Source organism: Streptomyces sp. NPDC107575 (assembly GCF_055657265.1).
Map to the genome: position 1 here is coordinate 1,306,344 of NZ_JBVKBG010000001.1, position 26,767 is coordinate 1,333,110.

The window sequence follows — 26,767 nt, forward strand, 5'->3', positions numbered from 1 at the left end:
CTCACTTGCCTTCCGCGGCGGGCACGAGCGCCAGGACTCGCGTGGGGCTGCCGGAGCCGCCGACGATGCGCAGCGGAGCGACCACGAGCACCGCGCCGACCGGCGGCAGCTCCCCGACGCCCCGCAACTGCGTCACGCCGTACTTACCGTTGCCGAGCATGAAGTGGTGCACGGGGAAAGGTGGTTCGAAGCGGAACGCCTGACCCGCGTCCGTGCCGACGGTCTCCACGCCGATCCCCACGATGCCGGTCTCCTCGGCCAGGTAACGGGCGCACTCCGCGGTCAGGCCCGGCGTGTGCGGGCCGTTCTCGTCGGCGTTGAGGAAGGCGGCCTGGTCGTCGGAGCGGGTGTCCCAGCCGGTCCGGTACACCAGCCAGCCGCCCTCGGGCAGCGCGCCGTGCTCCCGCTCCCACGCCTTGAGCTCGTCGAGCCTGAGCAGATGGTCCGGGTCCTTGGCACACTCGGCCGACCTGTCCACGACCGCGGCGGGCCCGACGAGCCGCGCCGCCGGCACACTGCCCACGTCCTCCAGGTCACGGCCGGACGACCAGTGCACCGGGGCGTCGAAGTGGGTGCCCACGTGCTCGCCGGTGTGGATGTGGTTCTGGAAGGAGATCTCGCCCGGGTCGTCCCAGTCGTTGAGCTTCTCCAGCTCGAAGCGGGGTATCGGGTGCATCGGCTCGGGCAGCGGCAGGATCGGCGTCCCGGACGACAGCGGTGCGGTGAGATCGACCACCCGGAGCGAACCGTCGGCGAGCGAGGCGATCAGGTCGGTGGAGGCGGAGGTGTGCGGACGTGATGTCATGGCGGACATCATCGATCCTCCGGGTACCGGAGCGATACCTCCCCCACACGGAAGTACGGAGTGCAGGAATGAGCAACGAGCCCGCGAGCGCACAGGACTCAGCGGCCACCCCCGTCTCGCGGGCCCTGCTGCTCGAGGAGTTCGGTGTGCCGCCGCGGCTCGTGGAACGGCCCGTCCCCGCGCCGGCCCCCGGACACACCCTCGTCCGGATGAAGGCGGCGACCGTCGCACACCTGGACCTGAACGTGCTCGACGGGCAGTTCGGCATCCTGCCCGAGCTGCCCGCCGCCCCCGGCACCGAGGGCAGTGGCGTCGTCCTCGCCTCCGCCGTGCACCCCGAGGGCGCCCTCGTCCGGGTGCGCGGCGAAGGGCTCGGCCTCAGCCGCGAGGGCGCCTGGGCGCAGCACGTCCTCGTGCCCGACGGCGCCGTCGAGGTCATGCCCGAGGGCATCGACGCCACGCTCGCGTGCAGCTACTTCTCGCCCGTCGGCACCGCGTGGTCCGCCGTGCACCCCGTGGGCCGGATCGAGGCGGGCGAGCGGGTCCTCGTCACCGGGGCCTCCGGCGCCGTCGGCGCCATGGCGGTGCAGCTCGCCGAGCGCGCAGGGGCCGAGGTGATCGGCGTCGTCGGCCGGGAGGCCAAGCTCGCCCATGTCCCCGGCGCCGCGAAGGCGGTCCTCGCCGCCGACCTCTCGCCGGAGACCGTCGGCGGCACGGTCGACGTGCTGATCGACACCGTCGGCGGCGCCGTCCTGCGTGACGCCCTCGCCCTCGTCCGCCCCGGCGGACGCGCCGCCCTCATCGGCTACACGGCGGGCCGCGAACTCACCGTCGACCTCGCGGACTTCCTCCTCGCGGACGTCGCCCTGCTGCCCGTCAACATGATCCACCGCGGCCCCGAGGTGGCCGCCGAGGTCGACCGCCTCCTCCCGGACCTCGCGTCCGGCGCGCTGACCCTCCCGTACGAGCGGTACGGGATGGATCAACTCGCCGAGGCGGTACGACGGTTGCGCGCCGGAGAGGTCGTCGGGAGGGCGGTGCTCGACCTCGGCTGAGCCCGCGCTCAGCCCATGCTCTTCGAGCCGTCCAGGGACTCGCGGATGATGTCGGCGTGGCCCGCGTGCTGCGCGGTCTCCGCGACGATGTGCATCAGTACGCGACGCACGGACCACTCCGCGCCCGGCTCGTTCCAGGGAGCCTTGGGCAGCGGCCACCTGCGGTCCAGATCGGGCAGGGTCGTCACCAGCTCGTCGGTCCTGGCGGCGGCCTTCTCGTACTCGGCCAGCACACCGGCCAGCGTCTCGTCGGGCAGCAATTGGAAGTCGGCCTCCCGGGCGGCCCAGTCCTCCTCGGTCATCGCTGTGAAGTCCGGCATGGCGGAAGGGCCTTCGAGCATGAAGCCGACCCAGCCCCGCTCCACGCCGGTGACGTGCTTGATCAGACCTCCGAGACACAGCTCGCTCGCCGTCGTCCGCTGCCGCGCCTGGTCGTCCGTCAGGTCCCGCGTGGTGAAGGTCAGGAAGTACCGCTGCTTGGCCAGCGCCTCCAGAAGGTCGGCGCGCTCGCCGGTGACGGTGGGGGCGTTGCTGGTCGACTCGTTGCTGGTCATGGTGTCCGCCTCTCACGCGGGAGTGCCCGCTTGCTGTTCGGTGCCGTCACAGTAATCAGCAAATAGGTCGGATCGTGTCCTACTTGCTCCCGCTCGGCTCGACACGTTCGTCGACGGCCGTCCGGCACGCCAGATGCAGGGCCAGACGCTCGTCCGGATCCGCGAGATCCACGCTCAGGAGCTGCTGTACGCGGGCGATGCGGGCCGCGACCGTATTGCGGTGCACACCGAGGACCGCGGCCGTCTCGGCCGTGGAGGACTCCGCGTCGAGATACGCCGTGAGGGTGCGCACCAGGTCGCCGGGCTCGCCGGAGAGCGGTTCGAGCAGGGAGCGGGCCGCGGGCTGGAAGGTGTCCGTGCGGGTCCAGGCGAGGAGCAGCTGGGCGAGGCCGAGACGGTCGACGTGGAAGAAGCGTCCGCTGGTCTCCCGGCCCTGCGCCAGACGCGCCGCGTCGGCCGCCTCGCCCAGGCTGCGGGCGATGCCTGCCGGACCCGGATGGGCGCGGCCCACCCCCACGTACGCGTGCACCACCTCCGGCAGGCGGCGCTGCACGCGGCGCACGGCGGCGGCGTGCCGCTCGATGTCGCTGGTCGACGGCTCCTGGTCGGCGCTGGTCCAGGCGGACCAGCCGTCGCCCTGCTCGACGACCTGCGCGGCGAGCCGCTCCGCCGCGAACGCGTCGGTGACCTCGGTGCGCAGGCCCGCCACGTCCACGTCAGGCCCCGTGCCGATGCGGATGCCGGTGTGCCAGCCGTCGAGGCGCCAGCCGAACTCGACCGCGTGGCGGCGCACCGCGTCCGGGATCTCGCCGCCCGCCGGGCGCAGCAACTCGCCGAGCAGGGAGGTGCGGTGACGGGCGCTGCGCTCCAGGTCGAGCCGGCGCAGCGCAAGCCGTTCCCGCACGGCGCCCGACGCCACCTCCAGGGCGGCCGCCACCGCGTCCGCCTCGGGGGCCAGTCGGGCGGGCAGGCGCACGGCGAGCCGGGGCCGGGTGCGTCCGGTGCCGACGGGGTGGGTGAGGAGGCGGGCGCCGCCGGGGAGGTCGAGCGGGCGGGGGAGTGGCGGCCCGGTCAACTGGTGGGCCACGGTGTCCTGTTCGGCGGGGTCCACGGTCGCCGGGTCGCCCGCCAGATGTCGGGCGTCCGCGGTGAGCAGGGCGACCGGGCGGTGCAGCAGCGTGCCCAGGTCGGTGAGCAGCGCGTCCACCGACTCGTCCGCGCGGGCGCACACCTGCGCGGTGCGCAGCGCCGATTCGGCGCGCAGCAGCCCCGGTTCGGCGGTCATGCGCTCCAGGGCGAGGTACGCGGCGAGCGGGTCGGGCGAGCCGAGGACGGGCAGCCGCAGCCGCTCGGCGAGCAGCGCCGACGACATGCGCAGCGCCGACACTCCCGGCACAAGGAGCGCCGCGACACCCGCGCCGTGCGCACGCCGCAGCAGCGCGTCCAGCCGCCAGTCACCGCGGTCGGCCCCACCGAGCAGCACCAGCAGCCGGTCGGCGGACTCCTCGGGGAGCGGGTGCGCCAAGTCCTTTGCTGCTACGGGGTGGTGGACGACGCGGGCGTCCTCGGGGCCCGCGAGGAGGGCGACGTCGTGCCACGAGGGGTGGGCCAGCATCGCGGACAGGGGGACACCGGCGGAGGAGCCGCTTCGGCCGGTACCGGTCATGGCCTGGCCGCCTCGAAGCCGACGACCTCCGAGTCCAGGCCGAACGCGCGGGGCGACACATACGGCTCCGTGTCGGGCCGCCGCCAGAACCCCGGGCCCGGGAGCGTCGCCGCGACGACCTCCTGGCCGGGACGGACCCGGTCGATGGCGAGGGGCAGCGCCGTGCGGCGGTCCAGAAGGCAGATGACGTCGGGAACGGTCGCCGCGACCTCGCCGTCGCGCAGGGCCAGCAGGATCTCGTTCTCGGTCTCCAGGCGGACGACCGCGCCGGACGCGGCATCGGTGACCGTGACGCTGCCGCGGCCGAAGCCGGGGCCGCCCTCACTGCGCGCGACCTCCCGGATCCGGCCCGCCGCGAGCACCCTGCAGCCGAGCGCGGTCTCCACGGTGTCCGTGTCCGGGCGGTGCGGGAGTGCGGCGTGCGCGCGGCCCAGGGCGAGGGCGCGGGTGAGGGAGCCGTCCACGCAGGCATCGCGCACCTCGCTCAGCCGCACCGGGGCGAGCGCGAGCGCGGCCCAGCCGCCCGCCGCCGCCAGGAAGCCGCGGACCGTGCGTTCCAGGCCGCGGGCGTCCGTACGGTCCACCACCAGGATCTGGCCGCCCGGTTCGGCCAGCGCGCACGGGGTGACCGGGAGGCCGCGCACCGCCCAGCTGAGTTGGTCGAGCCGGGGCAGGGCGCGGCCCATCAGGTCGACGTCGACGACGGGGAGGCCGAGGTCGAGCGCGGCAAGCAGCACCGTGAGGGCGTTGGGGCCGCCGGCCTCCACGGCCATCAGGGCGTCGGGGGCGGGGCTGCCGGTCCAGCGGGTGACCGCGGTGATCGCCTCGCGGAACTCCTGGCCGTTCGGGAGCTTCTCGCTCAGGACGTTCACCGCGCCCACGACGCCGACCGGGACGGTCACGGGGTCGTGGGGGTCAGGTTCGTGCCAGGTCACCGTGCCGGTTTCGCCCAGGGCGCGGCGCAGCATCGACGCGAAGGCCGCGGCGTCGCCGCCTCCGCCGCAGCCGAGGACGTTCACGCCGGTGACCAGGGGGTCGACGTCGGCGGAGGTGATCGTTTGTGGCACGTCGACGATTGTCGCAGCGTGGGCCGGTCCCTGCGTCTCGGGGCTCTGCCCCGGACCCCGCTGCTCAATCGCCGCAGGGGCTTGTTATGCCCACTCGCCGCAGACGGCCATCAGCAGGACGCTGGCAGTATCTCCTCCACCGGGTGGAACTCGTACGGGAGGCCGAAGCAGGAGGGCCCGAAGACCTCCAGGGCCTCCGGTGTCCGCATGATGTCGGGGGCCGCGATGCCGATCACCGTGACCCGCTGGCCGTAGCGGAGCGCCTCCGTCGTGATGGGTTCGCCCGTGTCCGCCTCCAGGACGCACACCAGGTCCGGGACCACGCAGATCGGCTCGCCGTCGCGCAGCGCCGCCAAGTGCTCGTTCTGGAAACGGAGTTCGAGCGCCGAGTCGCCCTCGAACGCCGCGAACGTGGCGCGGCCCCGCGCGAAACCGCCCTCCGTGCGCCGCTCCACGTCGGTCACCTTGCCGCGGAACAGCACCCGCAGGTGACCGTAGATCGCGCCCTCCACCGCCTCGCCGAGCGCCTCCACCGGGTCGCGGTGCGCCTCGCGCGCCTCACGGACCGCCCGGCCGAGCGCCAGCGCGAGGGAGAGCGTGCGCGGGACCGCGGTGCGCTTGAGCTGCTCCCCGGTCATCGAGTACTCGGCGATCGCGGCGCCGCCGCCGAGCCCGACCGTGACGCGGCGCGCCAGGTCCTCCAGGCGCTTGGTGTCCTCGCCGGTGTCGAACACGCAGGTCTCGCCGTGTTCGCCGGCCATCGCGAGCGGCGAGGCCGGGATCCCGTAGACGTGGAAGGTCTCCATCTGGAGTTCGGGGAAGGCGCGGCCCATGCCGTCCGCGTCGACGACCGGGAGTCCGGTGCGGGCCGCGACGATCAGCGGGATCAGCGAGTTGCTGCCGCCGCACTCGATGGGCATCGTCGCGTCGGCCTTGCGTCCGGTGAACGTCTCCAGGGCGCGCAGCGCGGCCACCGGCTCGTCGGCGCCCGGCAGCTTCTCGACCATCACGGTCGGCGCGCCCATGTTCGCGACCGGGACGACGAACGCCTCGTCGGCGACCTCGTCCGGGTCGAGGACGGTCACGGGACCGTGCTCGCGCATCGCCTCGCGCACCAGCAGGCGGCCGATGGTGGGATCGCCGCCGCCTCCGGTGCCGAGGATGGCGGCGCCGCGCGCCAGGTCGTCCAGCTGCTCGGGGCCCAGGGTCCAGCTCATGTGCTCGTGCTCTCCTTACGTGGGTGGGGGCGGGGCTCAGCCGACCTGTTGCAGGTCGCCCACGGCCTTGCAGCGGATGCGGGTGGCGTTGCCGGGCAGGTAGGGGACGGGGACCTCGTCGAACTCGACGATCCGCACCCCGGAGGGGTTCGCACCGGCCGCCACGGCCCGGTCGACCGCCTCCTGGCGCGCCTCGTCGAGCACGCTCTCGCGGCGCCCCGCGTCGATCGCGTAGACCCGGTCGACCTCGCCGCCCACCTGCGCGATGGCCGCGCCGATCGCGTTCGCGACCGCGAAATGGTCGGGGCGGTGCACCGTGCCGGAGCCGGGGAGGGTGTCGGGGAGCAGGACGGAACCGCCGCCCACCGCGACCACCGGCAGCGGCTCGGGCGAGGTCCGCATCGACTCGACAGCGCGCGCCACGTCGGCGGCGATCGTGTCCAGCGCCTCCTTGACCATGCGCGCGTCCAGGTGGGCGACGGCCGAGCGGTCGCCGATGTCGGTGAGCCCCGCCGCGACCGCGACGTCGGTGGCGGTGAGCGTGGAGCCGCCGAACACCAGGGCGTCGTCGGTGAGCCGGTAGCCGACCGAACGCGGTCCCACCGTGACCCGGCCGCCGTCCTCGACGACCAGGGAACCGCCGCCGATGCCGATGCTGTGCACGTCGGGCATCCGGAAGTTGGTGCGCACCCCCGCCACGTCCACGGCCGTCCCCGCCTCGCGCGGGAAGCCCTGCGTGAGCACGCCGACATCGCTCGTCGTGCCGCCGACGTCGACGACCGCGCAGGTGTCGAGGCCGGACAGCACCGCGGCGCCGCGCATCGAGTTCGTCGGGCCCGAGGCGAAGGTGGCGACCGGGTAGCGGCGCGCGTACTCCAGGTCCATCAGCGTGCCGTCGTTCTGGCTCAGGTAGAGCGGAGCGGTGATGCCGAACCCGGCGACGGCACCGGCGAGGCCGTCGACGATCCCCGCGGCCAGCTCGCGCAGCGCCGCGTTCACGGCGGTCGCGTTCTCCCGCTCCAGGAGGCCGATGCGGCCGATCTCGTGGGACAGGGACAGGGCCACGTCCGGGCCCAGCTCGGCTTGCAGGATCTCCGCCGCACGCACCTCGAACTCGTCGCTGACCGGCGAGAACACCGAGGAGATCGCCACGGACCTGACGCCGTGCGCGGCCATGTCGGCGGCGTGCCGGCGCAGCTCGTCCTCGTCCAGGTCGGCGATCTTCCGCCCGTCGAACTCGTGCCCGCCGTGCGCCAGGTACGGCCGTCCGGCCACCGCCCGCGTCAGGCGCTCCGGCCAGTCCACGAACGGGGGCAGCGCGGACGTCGCGGGCAGGCCGAGACGGAGCGCCGCCGTCGGGGCGAGTCCCCGGGCCTCGACGAGCGCGTTCAGGAAGTGGGTGGTGCCGATCATCACGGCGCCGACCGCCGCCGGGTCGAAGGCGTGCTGCGCGCGCAGCGCCTCCAGCGCGGACACGATGCCCGACGTGACGTCCTGGCTGGTCGCGGACTTGGTGGTGGCGAGCACCCGCGGTCCTTCGAGCAAGACGGCGTCGGTGTTGGTGCCGCCGACATCGATTCCGATACGCACGGAACTGGCTCCTTAGCGGGAGGCGCCGCTGGAGGCGGCGGAGACGTGAGGGGTCTGGGAGGCGGGAGAGTCGTCCTCGGTCGCTTCGCCCCGCTCCCCATCGGACACCGGCGCACCGGCTCCCATGTCGCGGGACACACCGACACCGCGGACCAGGCCGAGCCGGCCCAGGACGACGTAGGCGACGAACGCGAAGACGACCGAGTTGATGCTGGGCAGGCCCCAGTCGACGAACTCGCCGACGCAGAAGGCGAGCACCCACACGACGATCGTCGCCGGGACCCAGGTCGGCGCCGTCGCGGGCAGCGTGCCCGCGGCCCGCGAGGCCTCCAGGTCGCCGCGCCACCGCTTGACCACGAAATACTCGGCGATCATCACGCCGGCGATGGGCGGGAAGGCGACGCCGAGCAGCGTCAGGAAGTCGGCGAACCGGTCGAGGATGCCGGCGGCCGCGAGCAGGCTGCCGACGACACCGAGGAGGACGGTGACGGTCGCGCGGTTCACCTTGCGGCCGAAGACGGACTCGATGAAGTTCACGACGCCGAGCCCCGAGCTGTACAGGTTCCAGTCGTTGATCTTCAGCGCGCCCATGATGACGACGAGCGTGCCGACCCAGCCGACCGAGGACACGGCGATGGCGGTCACGTCGGCGGAGCGGGTGGCGTGCGCGAGCAGCACACCGGCGAGCCCGACCACGTACTCACCGAGCGAGATACCCACCACGGTCTGCTTGACGACGTCGCCGGTGGTGCGGTTGAAGCGGGTCATGTCGGGCGTGATGATGGCGCCCGCGATGGCACCTCCCGCGACGAGCGTCGTGCCCTGGACCAGGGAGAGCTGCGGGCCGGGCGGCGCGGAGGCGACGAGGTGCCCGATGTCGTACCGCATCAGCTCGTGCACCGTGGACCAGCCGACGAGCAGCAGGAACGCGGGCACGGTGACGTACGCCGCCCAGTTCATGGAGCCGAAGCCCCACAGCACGACGGCCGTCACACCGAGCCCGAACAGGACCGACCACACGGGCGCGGGGAACACCCCGATCAGCCCGGCGAGCGCGTCGGCCGATATCGCGGACTGGATGCCGAACCAGCCGATGAGGCTGAGCGCGATGGCGAGCCCGATCAGCGAGGACCCGATGCGCCCGAACCCGGTCCAGCGCGCGAGCACGGACGTCGGAAGCCCTTCCCTTACGCCGATGATCCCCACGAAGATCGAGAGCACCTCGACGATCACCGAACCGAGCGTGAGCGCCCAGAACGCCGTCCAGAAGTCCATCCCGAAACCCAGCGTCGCGCCGAGCACGAACTGGCTGAGCCCGGAGATCTGCCCGAAACGCTGCAGGGCTACGGACCACCAGCTGTAGCGGGCGGTGCTGGGCACTCTGGTCAGGGCGTGATCGTCCACCCCGACGGCGCGTGCGGCGGCCATCGAACCTCCAAGCGACTGCGGTTGCCCGCACGCTACGGCGGCCGCCGCACGGGCGGGGTGGGCGCAGTGCCCGGTGGGACGCGGGTGGCTGTGCAGAGTGCACGGTGAGGTTTCGGGGTGTGCCAGAGGCGCATGCCTCGCGGCCCAGGGGGTGGTTCAGGGGCGGCGCCCCGTGCGGCCCACGATGCGGTCGATCAGCGGCGCGTCGGCGGGTGTCTCGACCGGCGCTCCCCACGCCGGCGGCGCCGCCTCGGTCAGGAACCCCGAGACGTGGTCGTGGCAGGCGCGCAGCGTCTCCTCGGGCAGGTCGAAGGCCTGGCCGGTGGCCCGGGCGAGGTCCCAGCCGTGCACCACCATCTCGGTGAGCGCGACCTTGCCCCACTCCTCGTTCGTCAGCGTGATCCCCGGTCCCTCCGACTCGCCGTGCCAGGCGGCCGGGTCGTCCCAGGCGTCGCCGAGCGCCCGCACGCTCTTCAGCGCGCTCTCCCGCCGGTCGCCCGGCTCCGCGGGCACGGGCGCCTCCTTGCGGGCGAAGCCGGTGAAGGCCCGCGCCGCGTCGTCGACGTGGGCGATCAGCTCACGCACCGTGTAATCGGGGCAGGGGGTGGACCCGGACAGCTGCTCGTCGGTCACGCCGGTCAGTACCTCGGTCATCCGGCCGCAGGCCGGCTTCAGGTCGATCACGGAAAGTCCTCCTCGGGTGGCACGCGGTGGCGATGCGGTGGTGATACTGATGCAGACCGCGCGCGGAGCCCGAACTCATCGGCGCACCCGGCGTGTTGTGTGTGAAGCTGAGGCCATGGATCACACGCATGGCGAACTCCGCGACAGGCTGCAGACCGACCGACCGCACTCCGCCCGGGTGTGGAACTACCTGCTGGGCGGCAAGGACAACTACCCCGTCGACAGCGAGGTCGGCGAGGCCATCCTCGCCACGTTCCCCGAGTTCGCCACCGTCGCGCGACTGCAGCGGCAGTTCCTCGTGCGCGCCGTGCGGTTCCTGGCGGGCGAGGCGGGCGTCCGGCAGTTCCTCGACATCGGCACAGGACTGCCCACGGCCGACAACACGCACGAGGTCGCACAGCGCATCGCCCCGGACAGCCGGATCGTGTACGTCGACAACGACCCGCTGGTGCTGACCCACGCGCGGGCCCTGCTCACCAGCACGCCCGAGGGGGCCTGCGCCTATCTGGACGCCGATGTGCGGGATCCGGAGCGGATCCTGGCCCAGGCGCGCGAGACCCTGGACTTCGACCGGCCGATCGGGCTGACCCTGCTCAGCATCATGGGGCAGCTGTCCGACGAGGACCGCCCCGCGGAGGTGGTGGCCGCGCTGCTCGACGCGCTTCCGTCCGGCAGCTACGTCGCCCTGACCGACGGCACGAACACCAACGACGCGCTGAACAGGGCCGTCGCCGGCTACAACGAGCAGTCGGTGCACACCTATCACCTGCGGTCACCGGAGCGGATCGCCGCGTTCTTCGACGGCCTCGACCTCGTGGAGCCGGGAGTCGTGCACACCTCGGCCTGGCGCCCGGACCCGGACGCGCCGCGGCCGGAGGACGCGGCGGTCGAGGCGGCGATGTGCGGGGTGGGACGCAAGGTGTGACCCCGCGGCGTTACTTCCGCTCGACCTCCACGAACGCCAGCGGGGCCTGCCCCGCGTTGACGACCTCGTGCTCGCTGCCCGCCGACCGCGCGTAGGAGCGCCCCGAGACCAGCTCGTTGCGCGTGACCGTGCCGTCCGGGGTGATGACATCGGTCTGGCCGTCCGTCACCGGGACCACCACGTAGTCGTACTCGTGGACGTGGCGGCCGGTGCTCTGCCCCGGCTCGAAGTCCCAGCGGGTGACCCGCGTGCGCTCGTCCTCGTGCTGCACGGTGGCGCGGGCGGTGGTGCTCATGTGTCACGGCTCTTTCGTCGGGCGGAAAGGGGGGGCGAAGGGTATCGCCGCAGGTGGCAGGCTAACCGCCTCACACAGCGAACAGCTGCTCAAGGTCGGCGAAGGCCTTGAACTCCAGGGCGTTGCCCGCCGGGTCGAGGAAGAACATTGTCCACTGCTCGCCCGGCTCGCCCTGGAACCGTACGTAGGGCTCGATCACGAAGTCCGTGCCGGCGGCGGTGAGCCGGTCCGCGAGGCGCTGGAACTCCGGCACCGGCAGCACCAGGCCGAAGTGCGGCACCGGTACCTCGTGCCCGTCGACCGGGTTGGTGCCCGCGCGCCGCTCGCGCGGTGTTCCGTCGCCGACCTGATGGGTGACCACTTGGTGGCCCCCGAAGTTCCAGTCGATCCACCGGGTGTCCGAGCGGCCCTCGGCGAAGCCGAGCACCTTGCCGTAGAAGTCGCGGGCGGCCGCGAGATCGTCGACCGGAATGGCGAGATGGAAGGGCGCGAGCGGCATCGGGAACTCCTTGTGCGGTCGAGGGGCAGGGGCCGAGGGATCCCTGTCCCGGTGGGCGCGCCGGTATGCCTCCCGCGAGAGGCCTGCGGGCGCCGCACCGGGAGATCCGCGGCTGTCAGCGCACGGCCGCCGCCTCCTCGTCCGGGGTGTCCGGCGCGCTCGGCCGGGGCGCGGGCACCGACACCAGCGGCGGCTCGGTGACACACGGCCGGGACGTGACGAGAGCGCTGAGGCCTAAGGTGAGGACCGCGTTCAACACCACCGTCAGCAGGCCCGCGTTGACCCCGCCGAGGTCGGGTTCCACCACGTACAGCACCAGGGACGCGGCGACACCCGCGATCATGCCGGTCGCCACCGCCCACGCCCGCACCCGACGGAAGAACAGCAGGGCGAACCAGCCGGGGATCAGCTGACCCAGCAGGTAGTACGTCAGGTTGAGCACGGTCAGCATCAGCGACGACGCGGTCAGCGTCAGCACGGCGGCCGCGACGAGGAACACCGCGACGGCCAGCGTCGTCCACCGGCGCTGGGCCTCCGGGCGCAGGTTCGGCGCCAGATTGCGGGAGACGATGCCGCCGATCGACAGCGCCGTCACCGCGAGCACCAGGACCCCGGACAGGCCCGCGCCGCCCGCGACCACACCCACCAGCCAGTTCGGCAGCACATCTCGGACGACGTCCATGAACACCGTGTTGGGATCGGCGACATGCTTGCCGGCCGTGTACGCGAAGTAGGCCGTGGCCACCAGGAACGGGTACATCAGCATGTACGACGGCATCCACACCGTCGAGGACTTGATGGCCCGCTCGGAGCGCGCGGTGAAGATGTAGCCCGCGGAGAAGCCCAGATAGAAGGTGACCGCCTGGAAGACGATGGTGGTCAGCGCGAACACCATCGGGCTGCCCGCCATCGTGACCTGCGCGCGCGGCACGGCCGCCGGATCGGTGACCGCCTCGACGCCGCCGCCCGCCACGAGCGCGGCGACCCCCGCCGCCACCACGCCCAGCACCATGAGCCCGTCCTTGAGGATGGACACGAACGCCGGGGACCGCACCCCGGACACGGCGACGTACAGGAACGCCATCACGCCCGCGAGGATCACCGCCTGCACCGGCGTGATCGGCAGCCCAAGTGCCGTCAGCACCACCTGCATGCCGATGAACTGGTACTGGCCCCACGGCACAAGCGCCACCAACAGGGCGAACGCCGTGATGAGTTCGAGGCCGCGGCTGCGGAAGTGGCGGCCGAAGACGTCCGGGATGGTCATCGCGTCGTAGCGGACACCGGCCCGCCAGATCAGCGGCGCCACGTAGTAGCCGAGCGGATAGGCCAGCAGGATGTAGCCGAGGAACCAGACGCCGTAGCTGGCGCCCTTGGCGTAGATGCCGGCCGGGAAGCCGATCATCGTGCCGATGCTGTAGACCTCGCCGACCGCGAGGAAGTACAGCAGCCACGGCGGGAACGAGCGGCCGCCGACCAGGTACTCGCTGATGGACACCTTGCGGATGCCACGCCGTGCGCTGAACGCCACGAGGACCGACAGCACCATGATGACGAAGAAGACGCCTGCGATCATCGGGACACCTCTTCCGAGGGGTTCGGTGTGTCCTCGGGGTAGTGCTTCTGATCCATCCGCCACGCCAGGTACAGGCACAGGCTGGTCAGAGGGAAGCAGGCGAACACCCACAGGAACAGCAGCGGGACGCCCGCCACGTACACGTCCGTGTTCGCGAGCAGCGGCATGACGACGAGGAGTGCGAACGAGGGGACGCCGAGGCCCAGCCACAGGCTGCGCGGCAGTCGGCGGGGTTCGGTCGGCGGTGAACTCATCGCGTGCCTCCGGGAGTTCGCTCCCAGACGACGTCGCCGCCGATGACCGTCGCCTCGACCGTCAGATCGCGCAGGCTGCGCTCGCCACCGGCCGTCGGGTCCTCGGACAGGACCGTGACATCGGCCAGCTTGCCCGGCTCCAGGGTGCCCTTGCGGTCCTCCTCGAAGGCCAGCTTCGCGGCCTCGCTGGTGTAGGCCCGCAGCGCCGTCTCCGCGTCGACCCGCTGCTCGGGCCCCAGTTGATGGCCATCGCGGGTCATCCGGTCGACCGCGCACCACATGCCCTCCAGCGGCGGCACCGGCACCACGGGCGTGTCCGAGTGCAGGCCGAAGGTGACACCGTGGCGGCGGGCCGAGGCCAACGGGTTGATACGGGAGGCCCGTTCGGCGCCGAGGAAGCGGTCGCGGTGCCGGTCGCCCCAGTAGTAGACGTGCTTGACGAAGAACGAGGCGTGCACCCCTGCCCGCGCCATGTCCGCCAACTGCCGCTCGCCCGCCATCTGGCAGTGCTCGATACGGTGACGCCGGTCCGCGGACTCCGGGTCCAGGCCCAACTTCTCGTACGCGTCCAGGATGGCCTGGATCGCGCCGTCGCCGTTGCCGTGCACGGCGACCTGCCAGCCCGCCTCGTGCAGCGTCGCGATCCGCCGGGACAGGTCGTCCGGCGGGAAGATCAGCAGCCCGTGCTTGTCCGGGGCGCACGCGTAGCCGTCCGAGACGCACCCGGTCAGGCCCTGGATCGAGCCGTCCGCCCACATCTTGACGCCGGCCACCCGGAACGCGTCGTCGCCGAGCCCCGCGACGGCGGACTCGACCGGACTGAGGCGGCCCTCGGCCAGCTCCGGGAACAGGTCCTGTACGAGGTACGCCTGGACGCGGTTGCGGAAGCGGCCGGTGAGCCGGGCCCTGCGGTAGGCGTCCAGTTCGCCGGGGCCGCCCATCAGACCGAGCCCGGTGTCGTGCACGGTGGTGACACCCGCCGCGAGGTACGCGTCGCCGGCCCGGCCGAGCGCGTCGGCGAGGTCGTCGATGCCCGGGTGTGGCATGCCCGCGTACGCGGCGAACGCGGCGGTCTCCGCGAGCACGCCGGTCGGCTCGCCCTTCGCGTCGCGCACGATGGCGCCGCCGACCGGGTCGGGGGTGTCCCGGCTGATGCCCAGGCGCCCGAGGGCCGCCGAGTTGAGCACGCAGAAGTGGCCCGAGATGTGCTGCAGACACACCGGATGATCCGGCGAGACCGGGTCCAGGTCGGTGCGGGTGGGATGCCGGTCGTCGGCCAGGAGCGTGTCGTCGTAGCGGTAGCCGCGGATCCACTCGCCCCGCTCGGTGTGCCCGGCGGCCTGCTCGACGCGGGCCACGATGTCGGCGATCCGGTCGTTCGGCGGACTGCCCGCGTCGACCTCGGCGGCGAGGGTCAGACCGAAGAACGTGGGGTGGTTGTGGGTCTCGATGAACCCGGGCACCGCGCACTGGCCCCGCAGATCGCGCAGCGCGGTCGCGGGCCCGGCGAGGGTCAGGATGTCGGCGTCCGAGCCGACGGCGAGCACCTTGCCGTCGCGGGCCGCGAGGGCCGTGCCGGTGTGCCCGGCGCGGTCCAGGGTGCGCACGGTGCCGCCGTACAGGATCGTGTCGGCGGCGTGCAGGGGATCGGCGGGGCGGGGGAGCGGGCTCGGCACGGATATCACCACCAGGGGAGAGGGACGGGGGACGGGGGACGGGGCGCCCGCACCGACCGCGGGCGCCCCGGACGTGCTCGTACAGCGATCGGACGTAGTCCTGCACCGGTCAGACATAGTCCTGGTACTTGTGCAGGTGCCTGACCGGCTTCGACAGGGCGTCGCGGCGGAACGGGTCGCCCAGCTCACGGGTGGTCATGACCTCGATGACCGTGGTGCGCCCCTCGTCCATCTGCGCCGCGACCGCCTTGCTCAGCGCGGGGCCGACGTCCTCGAGCCGGTCGACGATCACACCGTCGGCGCCCATCGCGCGGGCGATCCCGGCGAAGGACTCGCTCTCCAGCTCGCCCGCGACGAACCGGCGGTCGTAGAAGTCGACCTGGTTCTTCTTCTCGGCGCCCCACTGCCGGTTGTGGAACACCACGGCGGTGACCGGGATGTCGTGGCGCACCGCCGTCATGATCTCGCCCATGCTCATGCCCCACGCGCCGTCGCCCGCGTAGGCGACCGCCGGGCGCTCGGGCGCGGCCAGCTTGGCGCCGATGATCGTCGGCAGCGCGTAGCCGCAGTTGCCGAAGGACATCGGGGCGAAGAACGAGCGCGGTTCCTCGAAGCGGAGATAGCTGTGGGCGATCGAGTTGATGTTCCCGATGTCGGTCGAGACCATCACCCGCTCGGGCAGCGCCTTCTCCAGCTCGCGCAGCACCTGGCGCGGGTGCAGCCACGAACCGTCCTCGCCGTCCTGCTCGGCGATCATGTCGAGGCTGTACGGGTCCGTCTCGTGGATCCAGCCGTCCAGCTCCTTCTCCCAAGCGTCCTTCTCCGCCCGGATGGTCGCCGAACGCCGGGCGCGGGTCTGCTCGCAGACGAGGTCACGCCCGTCGAGCCGCTGCACGAGCGACTGCGCGGCGGCGCCCGCGTCGCCGCAGATCCCGACCTCGATCTTCTTGACGAGGCCCAGCATGCGGTGGTCCGCGTCGATCTGGATGATCTTGGCGTCCTTGGGCCAGTACTCCATCCCGTACTGCGGCAGCGTGCCGAACGGGCCGAGCCGGGTGCCGAGGGCGACCACCACATCGGCCTGCGCGAGCAGCTTCATGCCCGCCTTGGAACCCTGATAGCCGAGCGGCCCGCACCACAGCGGGTGGCTCGCGGGGAACGAGTCGTTGTGCTGGTACGAGTTGACGACCGGCGCACCGAGCCGCTCGGCCAGCGCCTTCGCCTGCTCGACCGCGTCGCCCATGACCACGCCGCCACCGGAGATGATGACCGGGAACTCGGCCTCGGCCAGCAGTCGCGCCGCCTCCTCCAGGCTGCGCTCGCCGCCGGGGCCCCGGTCGAGCCGTGACGGGCGCGGGATCTCGGCCTCGATGTCCCCGTAGAAGTGGTCGCGCGGGATGTTGAGCTGCGTCGGGCCCATCTCGCTCATCGCGCGGTCGAAGGCGCGGCCCGTCAGCTCCGCCATCCGGCGCGGATTGTTCACGTGCGCCTGGTACTTGGTGAACTCCTCGAACATCGGCAGCTGGTTGGTCTCCTGGAAGCCGCCGAGGCCCATGCCCATCGTGCCCGCCTCGGGCGTGACGATGACGACGGGGGAGTGCGCCCAGTAGGCGGCCGCGATGGCCGTGACGCAGTTCGAGATGCCCGGCCCGTTCTGGCCGATCACCACGCCGTGCCGGCCGCTGGCCCGCGCGTAGCCGTCCGCCATGTGGCCCGCGCCCTGCTCGTGCACGACCGGGATCAGCTGGATGCCGGCCGGCGCGAAGATGTCCATCGCGTCCATGAAGGCCGAGCCCATGATGCCGAAGATGTCCTTGACGCCGTGCGAGACCAGGGTCTCCACGAAGGACTCGGACGGGGTCATCCGTTGCACGCCGGCGGCCACCTGACGGCCGTCCTCGGTCGTGAACTGCGGTTGGGGCGCACTGCTGGTCATGGAGTTTCCACCCTTCGACGTGCTGTCGGTGCCTGTGCGGGGTGGCGCATGTTCGGTGGGGGAGAGCGGGTTCCGGGATCCGGTACGCGGTGTTCCCAAAAGCGGGACACGTCGAGGACCGTAGAGCGGGCGTCTCGGCAGCGTCAACCGTGCGTACCGAAATCCGGGACGTGCTGCTACGTTCAGGGGCTCAGCAACTCGCAGCCACCGCAGGAGAGTTGAGGATGGTGCACATGGAGGACGGAACCCCGGCCCTGCGCCTGTTCGCCCTGCTGGAACACATCGCCCGCACCGACCGCCTGGTCACCCTGACCGAACTGGTCGCCGAGACCGGCCTGCCCAAGCCGACCGTGCACCGGATGCTGCAGCAGCTGGAGGGCGCGGGCCTCCTCGACCGGCAGGGTGACGGCCGCCGCTACGGCGCGGGCGGCCGCCTTCGCGCGTTCGCCGAGGACCTGCTCACCCACGGCACCCACCACGCGGCGCGGCACGCGGTGCTGCGCCACCTCGTCGACGAGATCGGCGAGACCTGCAATCTGACCGCGCCGGCCGGTCCTGAGGTCGTCTACCTCGACCGCGTCGAGACCCCGGAACCGCTGCGGTTCGCCCTGCGGCCCGGCTCCCGCGTCCCGGTGCACTGCAGCGCCAGCGGCAAGCTGATCCTCGCGTTCCTGCCCGCCGCCCAGCGCCGCAAGATCCTCACCGCGGCCCCGCTCAAGGCGTTCACCGCGCGCACCCGCACCGACCCCGACGCCCTGGAGGCCGAGCTGGAGCAGGTGCGCAGGGACGGATTCGCCCTGGACGACGAGGAGTTCCTGCCCGGCCTGGTGTGTGCCGCCGTGCCCGTGCCCCGCCGCCCGGGCGACGACCCGTCCGTGTCCCGGGTGCGCCAGTGCGTGGCCCTCCAGGCGCCCGCGGTGCGGGTCGACGTGGAGCGGGCCGTGCAGCTGGTGCCGGTGCTGCGGCGGGCGGCCGAGCGGATCGCGCGCATCGAGGCGGAGTGAGGCGGGCGGGCCGGGTCCTACTGCGGCGGCAGCAACTCCCGGACCACATCGCCCAGGATCGCGATCCCCGGCTCGATGACATCGGCCCGCGGCGCCGCGAACCCGACCCGGAAGTGCCGCAGCGCATCCCGGTCCGGGCCCTGAAGGAAGAAGATGTCACCGCGCTCGATCAGCACACCCCGCTCGCGCGCACGCCGCACCAGCTCCCGGCAGTCGAGCCCCTCGGGCCCCGACATCCACAGGCTCACCCCGCCCGGCGCCGGTGAACTCGGCCACGGCAGCGACGCGTTCACCGCGTCCCGCATGAGCCGCCACTTCCTCCCGAGCCGCGCCCGGCTGCGCCGCACCGCCCACTGGTAGTCGCCCGACTCGATCATGAGGCCGAGCGCCCGCTGGAGATGCCCGGACGGGTGGCGCACCGAATAGCGGCGCAACTCCCGCAGGTGTGCGACGAGTTCGGCGGACCCGACGAGATAGCCCAGCCTGAGGCCGGGCGCCAGGAACTTGGAGAACGTGCCCAGGTACACCACCTGCCCCGTGGTGTCCTGCGACTTGAGCGCGGGCGTCGGACTGCCCGCGTAGCGGAACTCGCTGTCGTAGTCGTCCTCCACGACGACGGTGCCCGCCTCCCTGGCAGCCGCCAGCAGCGCACTCCGTCGCTTCGGGCCCAACGTCACATTCGTCGGGTGGTGGTGACTCGGTGTCACGTGAAGCAGGTCGACGCCGCGCAGGGTGCCCGGCGGGCGCAGCCCGTCCGCGTCGACCGGCAGCGGGTGCAGCCGCGCCCCGGCGCGCAGGAAGATGTGCCGCGCGTCCAGATACCCGGGGTCCTCCACGGCGGCCACCGAGTCGGGCCCGAGCAGCGCCCGCCCCAGCAGATCGAGGCCCTGCTGCGAGCCGATGGTGATCAGTACCTCGTCCGCCCCCACCGCCACACCGCGTGCGGGCAGCAGATGCGAACGGACCATCTCCACCAGCAAGGGATCGTCGTCCGCCACGCAGTCCTGCAACGACCAGGCGGCGTGCGGCCGGTCGAGCGCCCGGTTCAGGGCACGCGCCCAGGCACGCGCCGGGAAGGCCCGCGTGTCGACCTGCCCGGCCGGAAAGGGGTACGGGTAGCGCGCCCAGTCATGGTGCTTCTCGATGTGCGGAAGCCGGTCCCCTTCCCGCCCGCGCAGCCGCCCCGACCAGTCGAAGCCGTGCTCGTGCGGAGGTTCGGGGTCCGGCTCGGGGCGCTGCGGCATCCGCGGGTTGACGAAAAGGCCGGACCGGGCCCGGCTCTCCACGAACCCCTCGGCCACCAGCTCCTCGTACGCGGCGGTGACCGTGTTCCGGGACACCCCCAGCTCCTGGGCCAGCAGCCGCGAGGACGGCAGCCGGCCGCCCGCGTCGAGGCGCCCCGACGCGATGCCGTGCTCGATGGCCTGCCGCACCTGCCGGTACAGCGGCTCCCCGCGGCCCCGCTCGATCTCGATCAACGTACGTGGCATGTACCGCCTCCGTCTCGCCGTCGGCCTGGCACCCTCAGCGTGCACGCAACTGGACCTGTTGCGGTCGCCGCCTCGTTCGGCACGGTAGCCGTGGTGGCCCCGGCGCACGAGAGTGCCCGACAGGCGCCACCCACTCAGCAGGCTCTGCCCAGATGTCGCAGCCTCCACCCCAACTCGTGTCGAGCGCGCAAGATCACGCCTGTCGCACCGCGTCCGCGCCGCCGTCGGCGCCGGACCAGAGGGGAGTCGAACCGTGAGGATCGGTATTCCGCGGGAAGTCAAGAACAACGAGTTCCGCGTCGCCCTGACCCCGGCGGGGGTCCACGAACTGACCGCACACGGCCACACCGTCACCGTCGAAGCGGACGCGGGAGCCGGTTCCGCGCTGCCCGACGCCGACTACGCGGAGGCCGGCGCCCGCGTCCTGCCGCGGGCCGACGACGTATGGGCCGACGCCGACCTGGTCCTCAAGGTGAAGGAGCCGGTGGCCGAGGAGTACCACCGGCTCCGCCCCGACCAGGTCCTCTTCACCTACCTGCACCTCGCCGCGTCCCGTGCCTGCACCCGGGCGCTGCTCGACGCGGGCACCACGGGCGTCGCCTACGAGACGGTGCAGGCGGTGGACGGCTCGCTGCCGCTGCTCTTCCCGATGTCCGAGGTCGCGGGCCGGCTCGCGCCGCAGGTCGGTTCCTACCACCTGATGCGGGGCGGCGGCGGGCGCGGCGTCCTGACCGGTGGTGTCTCCGGCACCCGCCCGGCCCGCGTCGTCGTCATCGGCGCCGGCGTCGCGGGCATGAACGCGGTCGCCGTCGCCACCGGCATGTGGGCGGACGTCGTGCTGCTCGACACCGACCTGAACAAACTGCGCGCCGCCGACCGGATGTACCAGGGCCGCATCACGACCCTCGCCTCGAACCGGCTCGCCCTCGAACAGGCCGTGCTCGAGGCCGACCTGGTGATCGGCGCCGTCCTCGTCCCCGGCGCCAAGGCACCCCGCCTCGTGAGCAATGACCTCGTCGCCCGTATGAAGCCCGGCGCCGTGCTCGTCGACATCTCCGTCGACCAGGGCGGCTGCTTCGAGGACACCCGGCCCACCACCCACGCCGACCCCGTGTACCGCGTCCACGACACCCTCTTCTACTGCGTGGCGAACATGCCCGGCGCCGTGCCGCACACCTCGACCCACGCCCTCACCAACGCCACGCTGCCGTACGTCCAGGCCGTCGCCGACCACGGGCTGCGCGCCGCGGCGGCGACCGACCCCGCGCTGAAGCGGGGCATCAACACGCTCGGCGGACGGCTCACCTACCGGCCGGTGGCCGAGGCCCACGACATGAAGCACGTCGACGTAGATCAAGCCCTGCTGTGACCGCGAACGTGACTGCGAAGGAGCGCACCGTGCCCCAGGACCCCACCCTGCGTGCCAAGGCCCAGCGCCACCTCGGCCCGCACTTCACCCGCAAGGACAGCTGGTACGACACCCCGCCGCCGGTCTACGTCCGTGGCGAGGGCTGCCACCTCTACGACGACGAGGGCAGGCGCCACCTCGACGGCCTCTCCGGCCTGTTCTGCGTGAACATCGGCCACGGCCGCGGCGACGTGGTGGCCGCCGGTGCCAAGCAGATGGAGACCCTCGCGTACTCCACCAACTGGGGAGCGGCCCACCCGCCGGCCATCGAGGCGGCGAGCCTGATCGCCGAACTCGCCCCCGGGGACCTGGACGTGACGTACTTCGTCAACTCCGGTTCGGAGGCGGTCGAGACGGCGATCAAGTTCGCCCGCCAGTACCACCGCTCGCAGGGACAGCCGCAACGCACGAAGATCATCAGCCGCTCGATGGCGTACCACGGTGTCACCCTCGGCGCCCTGTCCGTGACCGGCCTGGCCAAGATCCGCGACCCCTTCGGCCCGCTGCTCCCGGGCATCCGGCATGTCCCCAACACCCTTGGATTCACCGGGGATTGCGGCCCGGCGGCGGAACTCGACTGCGTCCGCGCGATCGAGCAGGCCATCGCCGAGGAGGGCCCGGAGACGATCGCCGCGGTCTTCGCCGAACCCGTGCAGAACGGCCGCGGCGCCCTCGTCCCACCCGAGGGCTACTGGCGCGAACTGCGCCGCATCTGCGACGAGCACGGCATCCTGCTCGTCGCCGACGAGGTCATCTGCTCCTTCGGCCGGCTCGGCCACTGGTTCGGCAGCGCCGCCGAGGGCGTCGTCCCCGACCTGATCACCTTCGCCAAGGGGGCCACCTCGGGGTACGCCCCGCTCGGCGGCGCCATCGTCCGCGAACCCCTGGTGCGCGGCCTGTACGACTCGCCGCTCGGCGGCACCTTCACGCACGGCGCGACCTGGGGCGGACACCCGGTGTCCACGGCCGTCGCCGTCGCCAACATCGGCGCCATGCGCGACGAGGACATCCCCGGCAACGTACGGGACCTCGGCCCCACGCTCCGGGCCGGACTCGACGAGATCGCCGCGCGCCACCCGGTCGTCGCCGACGTCCGCGGCACCGGCTTCTTCTACGCGGTCGAGTTCACCGCCGACCGGGACAGCGGCCGTGAGCTGACCGAGGAGCAGTCGACGCGGATCCTGCGCGAGGTCCTCCCGGACGCGATGCGCCGCACCGGGGTGATCCTGCGGCCCGACGACCGCGGCGCCACGATGCTGATGGTCGCTCCGCCGCTGGTCGCGGACCGGGCGGTGCTCGACGAACTCCTCGAAGGCGTCGACGAGATGGTGGCCTCGGTCGCCCGTGCCGTGACCTGAGACGTTGTTCGTTTCGACCGTGTGAACGGTTCGTTGAACACACCCGACCGGGCCTTCGGGTGTGCCAAGACTGTCCGTCGGCGCCGCATGATCATCACGTCGCGGCGCCGCCGGGCGGGCCCACGCCAGACGTAGGAAAGAGGCGGACGTGACGGACACCAGCGACAGAACCCTGCGGGGCGACGACGGCACGACCGAGCCCTCCGGCGGCCCCGGACTGCGCAGCGCCCTCAAACAGCGCCACATGACCCTGATCGCGATCGGCGGTGTCATCGGCGCCGGACTCTTCGTCGGCAGCCGCGTCGTCATCCAGGACACCGGGCCCGCCGCTGTGATCTCCTTCGCGCTCGCCGGCGGCCTGGTCATCCTCGTGATGCGGATGCTCGGCGAGATGGCGGTGGCCCGCCCCGCCGTCGGCTCCTTCCACGCCTACGCCCGCCTGGCCCTCGGCCCCATGGGCAGCTTCACCATCGGCTGGCTGTACTGGTACTTCTGGGTCAACGTCGTGGCCCTCGAAGCGGTCGCGGGCGCCGAACTCGTCCGCGCCTGGCTCCCCGGCCTCCCGCTCTGGACGATCAGCCTCGCCCTGATGCTGATCCTGACCGCGGTCAACATGCTGTCGGTGAAGACCTTCGGCGAGTTCGAGTACTGGTTCTCGTCGATCAAGGTCGCCGCGATCACGGTGTTCCTGGTCGTGGGCCTCGTCTTCGTCGTCGGCCTGTGGCCCGGCGCGCACGACGCGGGCGGCGTCGACAACCTGACCGCGCACGGCGGCTTCCTGCCGATGGGCCTGGGACCGGTACTGACCTCGGTCATCCCGGCGGTCGGCTTCTTCACCGGAGCCGAGATCGCCGCCCTCGCCGCGGCCGAGTCCGCCGAACCCGGCCGCAACGTCGCCCGCGCCACCCGCTCCGTCGTCCTGCGCGTCCTGCTCTTCTACGTGGGCTCGATCTTCCTGGTCGTCGCGATCGTCCCGTGGAGCTCGGACAAGCTGAACGGCGGCCCGTACATCGCGGCCCTCCAGGAAATCGGTATCCCGGGCGCGGACACCCTGATGCGCATCCTGATCCTGATCGCGGTCCTCTCCTCGCTCAACGCCGGCCTGTACTCGGCGTCCCGGATCGTCTTCGCGCTCACCCGTGAGGGCGAGGCACCCCGCGGCCTCACCAAGCTGAGCCGCAGCGGGGTCCCGCGCCGCGCCATCCTCCTCGCCACGGTCCTCGGCTATGTGGCCGTGGTCTTCGCGTACGTCTCCCCGGACACGGTCTTCTCCTTCATCGTGCACTCGTACGGAGCGGTCGCCCTCTTCGTCTACCTCCTGGTCGCCCTCTCCCAACTCCGCCTCCGCAAGCGTTTGGAGCGCGAGGACCCCGATTCCCTGACCCTGAAGATGTGGGGCTACCCGTACCTGAGCTGGTTCACGATCGGCGCGATGGTCGTCGTCATCGCCGCGATGGCGATCCTCCCGGCGACCCGCGCGGACTTCGCCGCCAGCCTGCTGACGGTCGTGGTCGTCCTGGCGTCCTACGCGGCCCTGCGCAGGCGCCGCCGCGCACGGGCGGAATCGGGGCTTGACCTCAAGTCCGATTGAGCTTCTAGGTTCGCCCCATGAAGACACTCGTACTGGGAAGGACGCCCGCCAGGGTGACCGAGGTGCTGTCCACGCTGCACGCCGACGGCTTCGAGGCGGAGGGGGTGAGCACGGACGGCGAGGCGCGGGACCTCTTGGCGACCGGGGCCTTCGGCGTCCTGATCATCGGTGGGGGAGTGGAGCCCGAATCCCGCGTGGCGCTCAAGAAGTTCGCGGCGGAGCACGGTGTGGACCGGGTCATCGACGGCGCCCTGTCGGCGCCGTTCGACGCGTACGTGCGGCGGGTGTTCGAGCCGCTGATCCGGGAGGTCGCTGCCTCGTCGTGACGGTCGGCCCCCTCACCCGGTCCGCCGAGCAATCCTGCGCACGCGCTGGCGCGTTGCGAGTAAGCGTGCTCAACTATGCGCACGTTCTTGCAAGTTGGTGAGCGAGTCTGCGCGGACCGGGGGAGTGGCCCGGCCGGTGCGGCTCGTGGTGCGCTTCAAGGAGGCCGGGTGAGCAGCCGCCGTGTTCTGCGGGAGACCCGCACCATCGACCCCGCGTCGATCACGGAGCAGTATCTGGACCGTGTCCTCGCCCTCCCGGAGGGCGTCGGCACGCTCCGGGTCGAGTTGGACTTCGAGAAGGTCACCGACTGCTTCCAGCTCTACGCGGCCGCCCTCGACCCCGCCGGGTTCCTGCGCGGACACGTGCAGTGCCCCGGCGACCCCGGGCCCCGCCGGCTGTCCTTCGAAGTGGGGGAGCGGCACGCCGACCTCGGGTGCCATGAAGGGCCGCTGCCCGCCGGGGAGTGGACCATCCGCATCGACCTCGACCGGTTCACGCAGGGCGGGAGTTACGAGCTGCGGGTGTACGTGGGGGACGAGGGCTCTCCTGTCCCAGCACGCCCCAGCCGCCGACGGGTCGAGACGACGGCGCCGGTCCCGCAGGCGCCTCCCACCTGGCTCCGCGGCGAGCTCCACTCGCACTCCCTGCACAGCGACGGCTCCGCCGAGCTTCCCGCCCTCCTGGAGGCCGCCCGCGCCGCAGGGCTCGACTTCCTCGCCGTCAGCGACCACTTTACGTCGAGTCACTGGGCGGAACTCGCGCGCCTGGAGGAGCAAGGTGCCGCCGACGGCCTCGTCCTCCTCCGCTCCATCGAGCTGACCTCCCACTTCGGCCACGCCAACCTGCACGGCCTGTCCCGCTGGCCCGGTACCTACGTCGACGCCGACGGCTGGGACTTCGCCGACGCCGCCCGCGAGGTGCATGCCCAGGACGGGCTCGTGGGGGTCAACCACCCCTTCAGCGGCCGCCAGGCGTGGCGCAGGGACGACCACACCTGGGACGACGTCGACCTCCTGGAGATCGACAACTTCGGGCAGGGCGCCAACAACGACGCGGCCGTCGGCCTGTGGGACCGGCTCCTCGCCTCGGGGCACCGCATCACCGGCGTCGCAGGCACCGACTGCCACCACCCCCAGAAGCCCGAACATCGGCTCGGCCAGGTCACCACCGTCGTGCGGGCCGAGCGCAGCCGCGAGGGCATCCTCGGCGGGCTGCGGGCGGGGGAGGCGTACGTGTCGCGCGGGGCCGGGCTGCGGCTCTCCGCCCGGACCGACGCGGGGGAGTGCGGGATGGGCGGGACCGTGTCCGTACCCCCGGGCGGGGCCGTCCACCTCGACGTGGAGATCGACACACCTCGCCCCGCCGTGCTGTTCATCCTGCGCGGCGGACTGCTCTGGCACATGGAACCGGTGCCGGCCGAGGGGCCCGCGCGCATCCGCGTCAGCGACCCGCGCCCGCTGCCCGGCCCCTACCGCGCCGAACTGCACGCCTCCAGCGACGACCCGTACTTCTGGGCCTCGTGCAATCGCTCGCACGCTTCATCGCTCGCCGTCTCCAACCCGGTCTGGGTCAGCCCGGTTCCGGCGCAGGGCGCAGCTGCCGCAGCCACCGCTCCGTCCGGGTGAGGTGCGCGCCCGCCGCCGCTGCCGCCGCTGTGGGGTCGTGGGCGGCCAGTGCGTCGATGAGCGCCTCGTGGCCCTGGTCGCTGGCGGCGCGGACGGCGGCACCCTGCGCGGAGCCGTACACGTTGTAGTGTCGGCCCCGGGAGCGCAGGACGCCGGCGAGCGCGGCCAGGGTCTCGTTTCCTGAGGCCGCGCAGATCGTGGTGTGGAACTCGTGGTCCAGGTCGTGGAGTTCCTGCTCGTCCTCGGTCGCGCTCAGCCGCGCCTGCAGCTCGCGCAGCCGCGCGATCACCCGCCCGTCGGCGCGGGCCGCTGCCAGTGCGGCCGCCTGGCACTCCACCGCGCGGCGCGTGTCGAAGAGTTCCAGGATGCCGTCGAGGGGCAGGACGTCGACCATCGCGGCGAAGCCCGCCAGCATGTGCGCGGGACGGAGCGCGGAGACGAACGTGCCCGCGCCGTGCCGGGGTTCGAGCATCCCGAGCGCCGCGAGCGAGCGCACCGCCTCGCGCAACGAGCCGCGTGACACCCCGAGCCGGGCGCACAGGTCGGGCTCAGGCGGCAGCTGCGCGCCCGGCGCCAGCTCCCCGCTCGCGATCATCGCCCGCAGCCCGGCTGCGGCGGTGTCGGTGGCCGTCATCGTCCTGTCCCTTGTCCTTGCGTCGTCCGAGGATTCACGCAACGCGGAGTCATCGGATGAATCCGCCATCAGCTCACGCGGAAGATTTCCACGATTCACAACT

24 protein-coding genes are annotated in these 26,767 nt (G+C 72.4%); 8 read left to right on the forward strand and 16 right to left on the reverse strand.

All coding sequences use genetic code 11. The features are described 5' to 3' along the window. Position 1 precedes the first annotated feature (1 nt). On the reverse strand, positions 2-805 hold the full coding sequence (locus ACZ7L4_RS06150; RefSeq protein WP_472100107.1) for a cyclase family protein: 804 nt from the start codon (positions 803-805) through the stop codon (positions 2-4). 68 nt (positions 806-873) lie between these two features. Here ACZ7L4_RS06150 and ACZ7L4_RS06155 point away from each other — a divergent pair, with 68 nt between their 5' ends. After that, a complete protein-coding gene (locus tag ACZ7L4_RS06155; protein ID WP_472100108.1) occupies positions 874-1,860 on the forward strand; it encodes a quinone oxidoreductase family protein in 987 nt (328 codons plus the stop codon). A gap of 8 nt (positions 1,861-1,868) precedes the next feature. Here ACZ7L4_RS06155 and ACZ7L4_RS06160 read toward each other — a convergent pair whose 3' ends face one another. The 7 genes from ACZ7L4_RS06160 to ACZ7L4_RS06190 form a co-directional block, all read right to left on the reverse strand. Then, positions 1,869-2,414 (reverse strand): DinB family protein, encoded by a 546-nt coding sequence (locus tag ACZ7L4_RS06160; protein ID WP_472100109.1) that lies wholly within the window; start codon positions 2,412-2,414, stop codon positions 1,869-1,871. 79 nt (positions 2,415-2,493) lie between these two features. Further along, positions 2,494-4,080 carry a PucR family transcriptional regulator gene (locus ACZ7L4_RS06165; protein ID WP_472100111.1) on the reverse strand — a complete coding sequence of 529 codons (1,587 nt, stop codon included), beginning with the start codon at positions 4,078-4,080 and terminating at the stop codon, positions 2,494-2,496. Beyond that, a complete protein-coding gene (locus tag ACZ7L4_RS06170) occupies positions 4,077-5,147 on the reverse strand; it encodes a DUF917 domain-containing protein (protein ID WP_472100112.1) in 1,071 nt (356 codons plus the stop codon). Before ACZ7L4_RS06170 ends, ACZ7L4_RS06165 begins: the two co-directional genes overlap by 4 nt. Before the next feature lie 110 nt (positions 5,148-5,257). Beyond that, positions 5,258-6,364 carry a DUF917 domain-containing protein gene (locus ACZ7L4_RS06175; RefSeq protein WP_472100113.1) on the reverse strand — a complete coding sequence of 369 codons (1,107 nt, stop codon included), beginning with the start codon at positions 6,362-6,364 and terminating at the stop codon, positions 5,258-5,260. Positions 6,365-6,400: 36 nt separating this feature from the next. Then, positions 6,401-7,954 (reverse strand): hydantoinase/oxoprolinase N-terminal domain-containing protein, encoded by a 1,554-nt coding sequence (locus ACZ7L4_RS06180; RefSeq protein ID WP_472100115.1) that lies wholly within the window; start codon positions 7,952-7,954, stop codon positions 6,401-6,403. Positions 7,955-7,966: 12 nt separating this feature from the next. Next, the gene (locus tag ACZ7L4_RS06185) at positions 7,967-9,382 is read right to left on the reverse strand and encodes a purine-cytosine permease family protein (RefSeq protein ID WP_472100117.1); all 1,416 of its coding nucleotides are present in this window, start codon (positions 9,380-9,382) and stop codon (positions 7,967-7,969) included. A gap of 156 nt (positions 9,383-9,538) precedes the next feature. Further along, a complete protein-coding gene (locus ACZ7L4_RS06190) occupies positions 9,539-10,066 on the reverse strand; it encodes a TIGR03086 family metal-binding protein (protein WP_472100118.1) in 528 nt (175 codons plus the stop codon). Between the two features lie 115 nt (positions 10,067-10,181). Between ACZ7L4_RS06190 and ACZ7L4_RS06195 the strand changes: the two genes are divergently transcribed. Continuing rightward, complete coding sequence (locus tag ACZ7L4_RS06195) at positions 10,182-10,991, forward strand: SAM-dependent methyltransferase (protein WP_472100120.1); 810 nt, start codon at positions 10,182-10,184, stop codon at positions 10,989-10,991. Between the two features lie 10 nt (positions 10,992-11,001). On the opposite strand, the gene ACZ7L4_RS06200 is transcribed toward ACZ7L4_RS06195, so the two are convergent. The 6 genes from ACZ7L4_RS06200 to xsc form a co-directional block, all read right to left on the reverse strand. Continuing rightward, a complete protein-coding gene (locus tag ACZ7L4_RS06200; RefSeq protein WP_450809342.1) occupies positions 11,002-11,286 on the reverse strand; it encodes a cupin domain-containing protein in 285 nt (94 codons plus the stop codon). A 70-nt stretch (positions 11,287-11,356) separates the two neighbouring features. Next, positions 11,357-11,785 (reverse strand): VOC family protein, encoded by a 429-nt coding sequence (locus ACZ7L4_RS06205; RefSeq protein ID WP_472100122.1) that lies wholly within the window; start codon positions 11,783-11,785, stop codon positions 11,357-11,359. A gap of 115 nt (positions 11,786-11,900) precedes the next feature. Then, positions 11,901-13,361, reverse strand: a complete 1,461-nt coding sequence (locus ACZ7L4_RS06210; protein WP_472100124.1) for a sodium:solute symporter family protein — start codon at positions 13,359-13,361, stop codon at positions 11,901-11,903. Continuing rightward, positions 13,358-13,615 carry a DUF3311 domain-containing protein gene (locus ACZ7L4_RS06215; protein ID WP_472100126.1) on the reverse strand — a complete coding sequence of 86 codons (258 nt, stop codon included), beginning with the start codon at positions 13,613-13,615 and terminating at the stop codon, positions 13,358-13,360. Before ACZ7L4_RS06215 ends, ACZ7L4_RS06210 begins: the two co-directional genes overlap by 4 nt. Continuing rightward, positions 13,612-15,291 carry an amidohydrolase gene (locus tag ACZ7L4_RS06220; protein ID WP_472100128.1) on the reverse strand — a complete coding sequence of 560 codons (1,680 nt, stop codon included), beginning with the start codon at positions 15,289-15,291 and terminating at the stop codon, positions 13,612-13,614. The genes ACZ7L4_RS06215 and ACZ7L4_RS06220 overlap by 4 nt, the downstream gene beginning before the upstream one ends. Positions 15,292-15,400: 109 nt before the next feature. Next, positions 15,401-17,227, reverse strand: a complete 1,827-nt coding sequence (gene xsc / locus ACZ7L4_RS06225) for a sulfoacetaldehyde acetyltransferase (RefSeq protein WP_472100130.1) — start codon at positions 17,225-17,227, stop codon at positions 15,401-15,403. A gap of 233 nt (positions 17,228-17,460) precedes the next feature. On the opposite strand from xsc, the gene ACZ7L4_RS06230 reads away from it, so the two are divergent. Continuing rightward, positions 17,461-18,231 carry an IclR family transcriptional regulator gene (locus tag ACZ7L4_RS06230; protein WP_472100132.1) on the forward strand — a complete coding sequence of 257 codons (771 nt, stop codon included), beginning with the start codon at positions 17,461-17,463 and terminating at the stop codon, positions 18,229-18,231. Between the two features lie 17 nt (positions 18,232-18,248). Here the strand turns inward: ACZ7L4_RS06230 and pdxR are convergent, their stop codons facing one another. After that, positions 18,249-19,721, reverse strand: a complete 1,473-nt coding sequence (pdxR, locus tag ACZ7L4_RS06235; protein ID WP_472100133.1) for a MocR-like pyridoxine biosynthesis transcription factor PdxR — start codon at positions 19,719-19,721, stop codon at positions 18,249-18,251. Positions 19,722-19,974: 253 nt separating this feature from the next. Between pdxR and ald the strand changes: the two genes are divergently transcribed. The 5 genes from ald to ACZ7L4_RS06260 all read left to right on the forward strand — a co-directional run bounded on the left by ald (position 19,975) and on the right by ACZ7L4_RS06260 (position 26,030). Then, the gene (gene ald / locus ACZ7L4_RS06240) at positions 19,975-21,090 is read left to right on the forward strand and encodes an alanine dehydrogenase (RefSeq protein WP_472100134.1); all 1,116 of its coding nucleotides are present in this window, start codon (positions 19,975-19,977) and stop codon (positions 21,088-21,090) included. Positions 21,091-21,119: 29 nt separating this feature from the next. Beyond that, complete coding sequence (locus tag ACZ7L4_RS06245) at positions 21,120-22,487, forward strand: aspartate aminotransferase family protein (RefSeq protein ID WP_472100136.1); 1,368 nt, start codon at positions 21,120-21,122, stop codon at positions 22,485-22,487. Between the two features lie 148 nt (positions 22,488-22,635). Continuing rightward, the gene (locus tag ACZ7L4_RS06250; protein ID WP_472100138.1) at positions 22,636-24,078 is read left to right on the forward strand and encodes an amino acid permease; all 1,443 of its coding nucleotides are present in this window, start codon (positions 22,636-22,638) and stop codon (positions 24,076-24,078) included. A gap of 17 nt (positions 24,079-24,095) precedes the next feature. Further along, entirely contained in the window at positions 24,096-24,404 is a 309-nt protein-coding gene (locus tag ACZ7L4_RS06255; RefSeq protein ID WP_472100140.1) for a hypothetical protein, read from the forward strand. 168 nt (positions 24,405-24,572) lie between these two features. Beyond that, positions 24,573-26,030 (forward strand): CehA/McbA family metallohydrolase, encoded by a 1,458-nt coding sequence (locus ACZ7L4_RS06260; RefSeq protein WP_472100142.1) that lies wholly within the window; start codon positions 24,573-24,575, stop codon positions 26,028-26,030. On the opposite strand, the gene ACZ7L4_RS06265 is transcribed toward ACZ7L4_RS06260, so the two are convergent. Further along, positions 25,975-26,664: a FadR/GntR family transcriptional regulator gene (locus ACZ7L4_RS06265; RefSeq protein WP_472100144.1), complete on the reverse strand. Its 690-nt coding sequence runs from the start codon at positions 26,662-26,664 to the stop codon at positions 25,975-25,977. The two genes, ACZ7L4_RS06260 and ACZ7L4_RS06265, sit on opposite strands and share 56 nt — an antisense overlap. Between the last annotated feature and the right edge of the window lie 103 nt (positions 26,665-26,767).